Below are 7,935 nucleotides of genomic sequence, written 5' to 3'. Positions count from 1 at the left end.
ACCGCCGCCGGCCGGGACGAGCTGCGCCGTCGTCTGGCCGCGTTCACGGCGGACGCGCTGATCGTGGCGCCCGTCGACGACGACTTCGGCACCGAAGCCGCCCTCGACCGCGCGGACGCCTACTCGCCGGGTCGGCGGACGGTGCGCTGGCGGGTGCGGCCGGAGGAGCTCGGTGTCGCGGAGATCGGGCACTTCGGACTGTTCCACGCGCGGTTCGCGCCGACCTTCTGGCCGGCCACGCTGGAGTGGCTGCGCGACGGGGTCGCCCCGGACGCGGCCCGCTGAGGCTCGGGCGTCGGGCGCGCTGCGGCCCGCCCCGTCCCCGCGACGACGACGGCGGCCGCCCCGGCCCGGATCTCCGGGTGGGACGACCGCCGTCGCACTGGTGCGCGTGATGTGCCGATACTACCCCGCGCCCAGCCGACGCCCAGGCGACACGTCAGTCCTGCATCGCGTAGTCGATCACGACGCGGCCCTCGATCTTGCCGTGGCGCATCTCGTCGAACACGTCGTTGATCTCGGTGAGCGGACGGGTGTGGAACGTCGGGTGGATCTTCCCGGCCGCGTAGAACTCGAGTGCCTCGACCATGTCCTGCCGGGTGCCCACGATCGAACCGCGGATGGTCAGGCCCTTGAGGACGATGTCGAAGATCGGCGCGGGGAAGTCGCCCGGGGGCAGGCCGTTGAACACGATGGTGCCGCCGCGGCGGGTCATCGCGATGGCCTGGCCGAACGCCTGGGGGTGCACGGCCGTGACGAGCACACCGTGGGCGCCGCCGATCTTCTCCTGGATCTCCACGGAGGGGTCCGCGACGTTCGCGTTCACGGTCAGCTCCGCGCCGTGCCGAGAGGCGAGCGCCAGCTTGTCGTCCGCGACGTCCACGGCCACCACGCGCATGCCCATCGCCACGGCGTACTGCACCGCGATGTGCCCCAGGCCGCCGATGCCGGAGATCACGACCCACTGCCCGGGCCGCACCTCGGTCTGCTTCAGCCCCTTGTACACCGTGACGCCGGCGCACAGGATCGGGCCGACCTCCATCGGGTCCGCGCCCTCGGGGATCACGGGCGCGTAGCGGGCATCCACGAGCATGTACTCACCGAACGAACCGTCCACGGAGTAGCCGCCGTTGACCTGCTCCTCGCACAGGGTCTCCCACCCGGTGCGGCAGTACTGGCAGTGGCCGCACGCTCGCCACAGCCACGCGTTGCCGACCATGTCCCCGACCTTGAGGTTCTCGACGTCGGGTCCGACCTCCTCGACGATGCCCACGCCCTCGTGGCCCGGGATGAACGGCGGGGTCGGCTTCACCGGCCAGTCGCCCTCCATCGCGTGCAGGTCCGTGTGACAGACGCCCGAGGAGATGAGCTTCACGAGCGCTTCGTGCTGGCCGGGCGTCGGACGCTCGACCTCCGTGACGTCGGCCTCTGTGCCGAACTGGGTGACGACGGCTGCCTTCATCGTGGTCATGGGGGATCACCTTTCGTGGAGTGGGGAGGGGGTCGTGCCGTGCCGGCGTCGGCTCAGAAGAACCCGAGCTTGTCCTCGGAGTAGGAGACGAGCAGGTTCTTGGTCTGCTGGTAGTGGTCGAGCATCATCAGGTGGTTCTCACGGCCGATGCCGGAGGACTTGTACCCACCGAACGCGGCGTGGGCCGGGTAGGCGTGGTAGTTGTTCACCCACACGCGGCCGGCCTGGATCGCCCGGCCCGCGCGGTAGGCGGTGTTGCCGTTCCGGGACCACACGCCGGCGCCGAGACCGTAGAGCGTGTCGTTGGCGATCCGCATGGCGTCGTCGAAGTCGGTGAACGTGGTCGTCGAGACCACCGGCCCGAAGATCTCCTCCTGGAAGATGCGCATCGAGTTGTCCCCGCGGAAGATCGTGGGCTGCACGTAGTAGCCGCCGGCCAGCTCGCCCTCCATCTCGGCGCGAGCGCCGCCGATGAGCACCTCGGCGCCCTCCTGACGGCCGATGTCCAGGTAGGACGTGATCTTCTCGAGCTGGTCGTTGGAGGCCTGGGCGCCCATCATCACGTCCGTGTCGAGGGGGTTGCCGGTGACGATGCGCGAGGTCCGCTCCACGACGGCGTCGAGGAACTTCTCCGCGATCGACTCCTGCACAAGCGCACGCGACGGGCACGTGCAGACCTCGCCCTGGTTCAGCGCGAACAGGGTGAAGCCCTCCTGTGCCTTGTCCCAGTAGGCGTCGTCGTTCGCCATGACGTCCTCGAAGAACACGTTGGGCGACTTGCCGCCCAGCTCCAGGGTCACCGGGATGATGTTCTCCGAGGCGTACTGCATGATCAGCCGGCCCGTCGTCGTCTCGCCCGTGAACGCGATCTTGCGGATGCGCGGCGACTGCGCGAGCGGCTTGCCGGCCTCGAGGCCGAAGCCGTTGACCACGTTGACGACGCCGGCCGGCAGCAGGTCCGCGATCAGCTCGATGAACACCATGATCGAGGCCGGGGTCTGCTCGGCGGGCTTGATCACGACGGCGTTGCCCGCGGCCAGCGCGGGCGCCAGCTTCCACACCCCCATCAGCAGCGGGAAGTTCCACGGGATGATCTGGCCGACCACGCCGAGCGGCTCGTGGAAGTGGTAGGCGACGGTGTCCTCATCCACCTGGGACAGGCGGCCCTCCTGCGCGCGGATCGCGCCGGCGAAGTACCGGAAGTGGTCGATGGCCAGCGGGACGTCCGCGTTGAGGGTCTCCCGGACGGCCTTGCCGTTGTCCCACGTCTCCGCGACCGCCAGCATCTCGAGGTTCTCCTCCATGCGGTCCGCGATGCGGTGCAGCACGAGCGCCCGCTCGGCCGGCGAGGTGGCGCCCCAGGCCGGGGCGGCCTTCCAGGCGGCGTCGAGGGCGGCGTCGATGTCCTCGGCCGTGCCGCGGGCGACCTCGCAGAACACCTTGCCCGTCACGGGCGTGACGTTCTCGAAGTACTGGCCCTTGACCGGGGGTGTCCACTCTCCGCCGATGAAGTGCTCGTAGCGGGACTTGAACTCGACCTTGGCTCCCTCGGTGCCCGGGAATGCGTAGACGGTCATGGTGCTGGCTCCTTTGCCTGCGGTTGCCTCGGCGCCGGGTGGCGCCCTGCCGTGGCTGTGACCCTAGTCACAGGGAGGTTGCACGAAGGTTGCAGCCGGGCGCGGGTGAGGGGCGGGCCGGCTCAGGCCAGGTCCCGCTCGATCCGCTCGAGCGTGGCCACGGCGAGCGCGCGCCGCGGCGAGTCCGTCGGCAGCAGACGCAGGGCGGCGCCCCAGAGCTCGACGTCGTCGCGGGCCTCGGGGCGGCCCAGGTAAGCCCAGAGCTGGTCGACATCCGCGTCCTGGGCGACGGCCTCGCGCAGCGCCTCCCCCAGCTCCGCGCGGATCGAGGCGACACCGGGGGACGCCGACCGCGGCAGCACCGGCCCAACCGCCGCGTGCAGCGCACGGTCCAGACCCCCGGCGCGCAGCGCCTCCCGCGCGCACAGCAGGTCCGCGTGCACCTCCCCCACGAGCCGGTACGGCCGGGACAGCAGCTCCACCGGCGCCCCCACGTCCCGCAGCGCCCGGCGGAGTCGATGCACCTCGGCGCGCAGCGAGATGGCGCGGGCGGGGGCGTCGCCCGGCGCGGACCGGGGCCCGGCCGTCTCCTCCGGATACAGCGCGACCTCGAGCTCGGCGCCGGTCAGGCCCGGGCCGTGCCACGCGAGGAGGGTGAGGATCTCGGCGTGCCGGCCGGTGAGCTCGACCCCGTCCAGCGTGGGCGGCAGGTGGCCGGTGACGCGCAGCAGGCCCGCGGCCTCGTCGTGGCGGTGCGGCGCGCCGGCGGGGCTCGGCCCCGGCGAGGCGGACGGCGGAGCCGAGGGGCCCGGCGTCGGGACGGTGCCGCGGGGACGGCCCCGGGACGGGGCGGGCAGGTCCCGCCAGGCGGCGTGCACGGCGTCCACGGTGGACAGGAGCAGAGGCAGGGCGAGGTGGCTGACGGCGTCCTCGCCACCCGTGAGGTCCAGGACCCCGACGAGCCGCCCGGTGGCCGGGTCCGTGAGCGGGACGGCCGAACAGCTCCACGGGTGCACGCGCGGGCTCAGGTGCTCGCCGCGGCTGACCTGCGTGGGGGCGCCGGTCGCGAGGACGATGCCGGGGGCGGAGGTGCCCATGGACGCCTCGGACCAGTCGGCGCCGGCCACGAAGCCCATGGTCTCGGCGTGGCGCACCGCGGTCCGGTCGCCCTCGACCCACAGCAGGTGGCCGCGCGCGTTGCCGATCGCGGCGAGCATCCCGGCCTCGGCCGCGGGCTGGATGAGCATGCGGCGGACCACCGGCAGGGCCACCGCGAGGCGCTGCTCGCGGCGGGCGGCGGCGAGGTCGTCGTCGGAGAGGGTGGCCGGGTCGGTCTGGCCGGGCACCACGGGGGTGAGGGCGCCGAGGGAGCGCAGCCAGGATTCGCGGACCTCCCGGCGCAGTCCCTGAAGGGCGGCGCGCAGGCCCTGGTCCGCCCCGGCCGGAGCAGTGGGCGACGACGGCGCGAGCGACAGGCGGACCGCGGCGAGGGACTCGTGGGCCCGGTCCACGGCGCGCCGGTAGGCACCGGTGGCGAGGGTCGAGCTCATCCCGAGCCGGCCATCAACCGCGAACGGATCAGGAACCGCTTGCCCTCGGGCGCCTCGACGGAGAAGCCGGAGCCGCGCCCGTCCACCACGTCCAGGGTGAGGTGGGTGTGCTTCCAGTACTCGAACTGGGCGGCGGACATCCAGAACGGGATCTCCACGGCGGCCTGGTCCCCCTCGGCCGGCAGCGCGAAGGTGCCCAGCAGGACGTCGGCGGCGCCGGTCGTGAAGTCGCCGGCGGGATAGCACATGGGCGCGGAGCCGTCGCAGCAGCCGCCGGACTGGTGGAACATGAGCGGTCCGTGGATCGGGAGGAGTCGGCGGATCAGCTCGAGCGCCGCGGGCGTCATGGCGACGCGGGACACGGTCTCGCCCGGCATCTCGGGGCGAGCCTCGAGCGCGGGCGCATGCTCCGCCGACGAGGACGGCACGGTCATCGCGGCCTCCTGGGGATGGGCGATCGTCGGTCCCCCCACCCTAGCCTGCAACGTGATCCACGTCACCCCAGTCGGCGTCGTGGGGGGGCGCGGCGGACCGGGGGCTGTGCCGCGAGCCAGACGTTTCGGCTGCAATCAGGGGCTGATCACGACCGAAACGTCTGGCTCACGGCGCGGGGGTGGGGAGGGAGTGGGGAAAGCACGAGGGCTGGGGCGGCGGGCGGCTCACGCGGCCACGCCCGGCGTCCCCCTCGTACACTCGGCACATGCTCCCGGACCCCAGCCCCACCGTCACCGTGGACGGCCTCCTGCTGCGCCCGCTGCGCGCCGCGGACGAGATCGCGGCGCGCGAGGCGGACGCCGAGCTGCATCGGGAGGGGTTCGACTTCCTGATGGCCGGCACCCGCTCCTTCCCCGCGGTCCGCCGCGCGTTCGCCGCCGAGGCGCGCGGCGACGTCGAGCCCGGCCGCGCGCCCGCCTCCTTCTACGTGGGCGTGGACGAGAACGGTGAGCTGGTGGGCCGGGTGTCCGTGCGGTGGGAGCTGAACGAGGCGCTGCGGCACGTCAACGGACACGTGGGCTATGCGGTGCGCCCCGCGTTCCGGCGGCGGGGCCACGCCGCGCGGCTGCTGCGCGGCGCCCTGACGCTGCTGGCCGCACGCGGGGTGCCCGCCGCCCTGCTCACGTGCGACGAGACGAACACCGCCTCCGTGGCCACGATCCGTGCGTGCGGGGGCGTGCTGCGGGACCGGGTCGAGGCGGACCTCGACGGTGCGCCCTTCCCCGTGCCCCAGCTGCGCTTCGACGTCCCCACGACGGCGGCCTGACCGGAGGGACGGCGGGGACCGCGCCGCCGGCCTCAGTAGGCCTTGACGCGCTGCTCCACGATCAGGTGGATGAGCGCGAACCGGCCCTCCTCCTGGACCGCCTTGAGCGCCGCGTCCACGGCCGCCGGCACGTCCGCGTCCCGCTCCACGCGCACCCCGAAGCCGCCGAACGCCTGGGCCATGGCGGCGAAGTCGGGGTTCTTCAGCTGGGTGCCGGAGACGCGCCCGGGGTACTGGCGCTCCTGGTGGGTGCGGATGGTGCCGTACTCCTGGTTGTCCATGACGATCACGAGGGGCGTGGCGCCGTACTGCGCGGCGGTCGCCAGCTCCTGGCCGTTCATGAGGAACTCGCCGTCGCCGGCGATGGTCACCACGGTGCGGTCCGGGAAGTTCAGGGACGCGGCCACGGCACCCGGCACCGAGTAGCCCATGGAGCCGTTGCGGGCCGAGATCATGGAGCGATAGCCCTCGGTCGGGAAGTACCGGTGCGCCCAGTTGGTGTGCTCGCCCGCGCCGAGGGAGATCATCGAGTCCTTCGGCAGCTTCGGCACCAGGTTGGCCATGAGCGTGGCCATCTTCGCCTGGCCCTCGGACGGCTCGGCCGGGGGCAGGGCCGCGAACTTCTCCTGCTCGCCGCGCATGCGGGAGGTCCACTCCTCCCACTCCGGCTTGACCTCGAGCTCCATGCGGACGAGGTCGCGGATGAACCCGTCCGGCTTGGCCACGATCTGGTGGGACACGGGGCCGGAGCGGCCGCGCAGGGACGGGTCGATGGTGACCAGGAAGTTCTTCTTGTCCCAGTTCTGGCGGATGGTGAAGCCATTGGTCACGACGTCGCCCGGCACGGTGCCGACGAACACGATGAGGTCGGTCTCCTCGAGCATGTCGTAGGTCGGCTTCGGGCGGCCGTAGCCGATCGGGCCCACGTAGGACGGCGAGGAGAACGGCACGGTGCCCTCGGTGCGCCACTCGGCGGCGGCGGGGATCTTGTGCTCCTCCAGCCACGTCGTCAGGGTCTGCGCACCCTCGTCCGTCCAGTCGTTGCCACCGGTGATGAACAGCGGCTTGCGGGACTCCTTGAGCGCGGCGTGCAGGGACTTCCAGTCCCCCACGGTCATGCCGCCTGAGGCCACGGGGATCTGCGGGTGCAGGTGCGCATCGATCTCCTCACGGATCACGTCCTCCGGCAGGCCGACGACGACGGGCCCGGGCCGGCCCGAGCTGGCGGCGAACATGGCCTCGGCCACGATCTCGGAGGCGCGCTCCGGGTGGTCCAGGACCATCACGCGCTTCGCACCGGTGCCGAACCAGGCGTGCGGGTCGAACTCCTGGAAGGCCTCGCGGTCGCGGTGCTCGAACGGGATCAGGCCGACGAACAGGACGAGCGCCGTCGAGTCCTGCCACGCGGTGTGCAGGCCGACGTGGGCGTTCGCGGCGCCCGGGCCGCGCGTCACCATGGCGACGCCAGGGACCACGTTCATCTTGCCGTCGGCCTCGGCCATGTACGTGGCGCCGCCCTCGTGGCGGCACACCACGTTCTCGATGCCCGAGTCGTACAGGCCGTCCAGGACGTCCAGGTAGGACTCGCCCGGCACGGAGTAGACGCGCTTCACGCCGTGGGACTCGAGGGTCTTGACGATGACGTGCCCGGCGGAGAGGCGACCGGTCGCCTGGGAGGTCTGGGACATGGAGGTCTCCTGTGCTGGTTCGGGGGCCCCTCCGGCCCCATGGGTGCACCCCGCCGCGCAGACGGGGTCCGTGGGGGTCAGGGTACTGGACGGGACGGCGCCGGAGGCGACCCGATACGCGGCGTGAAGCCGGTGACGGGAGGGCGGGCCCGCCGTACGATTTCCCCATGCTCTCCGCGCCGACGCTCTCCCGCCTCGCCTCCCTGGCCGCGTTCCTGAACACCGCCCCCGGACTGCGGGGCGGTCAGCCGGCCGACGAGCGGTTCACCGCCGCCACGCAGCTGCCCTCCCTCGTCCCTGAACTCCAGGAGGACGAGGTCCGCCTCCGCCTGGCCGCCGCCGCGGCCGTGCGTGGCCGCGAACTCCGCGGCCGTCTGGCCGAGGTCTG

At 72.7% G+C, this 7,935-nt stretch carries 6 protein-coding genes and 2 pseudogenes; 3 read left to right on the top strand and 5 right to left on the bottom strand.

Annotated features, from left to right (window positions below; translation table 11 throughout):
* Window positions 1-285: pseudogene (locus D8M29_RS06445) on the top strand (alpha/beta hydrolase); the annotation flags it as partial.
* Between the two features lie 154 nt (window positions 286-439).
* Here D8M29_RS06445 and adhP read toward each other — a convergent pair.
* The 4 genes from adhP to D8M29_RS06425 all read right to left on the bottom strand — a co-directional run bounded on the left by adhP (window position 440) and on the right by D8M29_RS06425 (window position 5,032).
* Entirely contained in the window at window positions 440-1,471 is a 1,032-nt protein-coding gene (adhP, locus tag D8M29_RS06440) for an alcohol dehydrogenase AdhP (protein WP_073117416.1), read from the bottom strand.
* A 53-nt stretch (window positions 1,472-1,524) separates the two neighbouring features.
* Window positions 1,525-3,048, bottom strand: a complete 1,524-nt coding sequence (locus D8M29_RS06435) for an aldehyde dehydrogenase family protein (protein WP_041103406.1) — start codon at window positions 3,046-3,048, stop codon at window positions 1,525-1,527.
* 122 nt (window positions 3,049-3,170) lie between these two features.
* Window positions 3,171-4,598 (bottom strand): GAF domain-containing protein, encoded by a 1,428-nt coding sequence (locus tag D8M29_RS06430; RefSeq protein WP_127445853.1) that lies wholly within the window; start codon window positions 4,596-4,598, stop codon window positions 3,171-3,173.
* Window positions 4,595-5,032 carry a DUF779 domain-containing protein gene (locus D8M29_RS06425; protein ID WP_063189308.1) on the bottom strand — a complete coding sequence of 146 codons (438 nt, stop codon included), beginning with the start codon at window positions 5,030-5,032 and terminating at the stop codon, window positions 4,595-4,597. The genes D8M29_RS06430 and D8M29_RS06425 overlap by 4 nt, the downstream gene beginning before the upstream one ends.
* 266 nt (window positions 5,033-5,298) lie before the next feature.
* Here D8M29_RS06425 and D8M29_RS06420 point away from each other — a divergent pair, with 266 nt between their 5' ends.
* Window positions 5,299-5,859, top strand: a complete 561-nt coding sequence (locus D8M29_RS06420; RefSeq protein WP_036341622.1) for a GNAT family N-acetyltransferase — start codon at window positions 5,299-5,301, stop codon at window positions 5,857-5,859.
* Window positions 5,860-5,891: 32 nt separating this feature from the next.
* On the opposite strand, the gene D8M29_RS06415 is transcribed toward D8M29_RS06420, so the two are convergent.
* Window positions 5,892-7,547: a thiamine pyrophosphate-dependent enzyme gene (locus D8M29_RS06415; protein ID WP_127435432.1), complete on the bottom strand. Its 1,656-nt coding sequence runs from the start codon at window positions 7,545-7,547 to the stop codon at window positions 5,892-5,894.
* Window positions 7,548-7,714: 167 nt separating this feature from the next.
* On the opposite strand from D8M29_RS06415, the pseudogene D8M29_RS06410 reads away from it, so the two are divergent.
* Window positions 7,715-7,935: pseudogene (locus tag D8M29_RS06410) on the top strand (CGNR zinc finger domain-containing protein); the annotation flags it as partial.

Source organism: Micrococcus sp. HSID17227 (assembly GCF_003989405.1).
In the GTDB taxonomy this organism is placed as follows: domain Bacteria; phylum Actinomycetota; class Actinomycetes; order Actinomycetales; family Micrococcaceae; genus Micrococcus; species Micrococcus luteus.
Note: the sequence above shows the minus strand (reverse complement) of the source record. Positions and strands in the feature narration are given on the sequence as shown.

Coding starts and splice junctions, on each gene's coding strand:
- adhP (WP_073117416.1), bottom strand. CDS start 1,471: ATGACCACGATGAAGGCAGCCGTCGTCACCCAGTTCGGCACAGAGGCC.
- D8M29_RS06435 (WP_041103406.1), bottom strand. CDS start 3,048: ATGACCGTCTACGCATTCCCGGGCACCGAGGGAGCCAAGGTCGAGTTC.
- D8M29_RS06430 (WP_127445853.1), bottom strand. CDS start 4,598: ATGAGCTCGACCCTCGCCACCGGTGCCTACCGGCGCGCCGTGGACCGG.
- D8M29_RS06425 (WP_063189308.1), bottom strand. CDS start 5,032: ATGACCGTGCCGTCCTCGTCGGCGGAGCATGCGCCCGCGCTCGAGGCT.
- D8M29_RS06420 (WP_036341622.1), top strand. CDS start 5,299: ATGCTCCCGGACCCCAGCCCCACCGTCACCGTGGACGGCCTCCTGCTG.
- D8M29_RS06415 (WP_127435432.1), bottom strand. CDS start 7,547: ATGTCCCAGACCTCCCAGGCGACCGGTCGCCTCTCCGCCGGGCACGTC.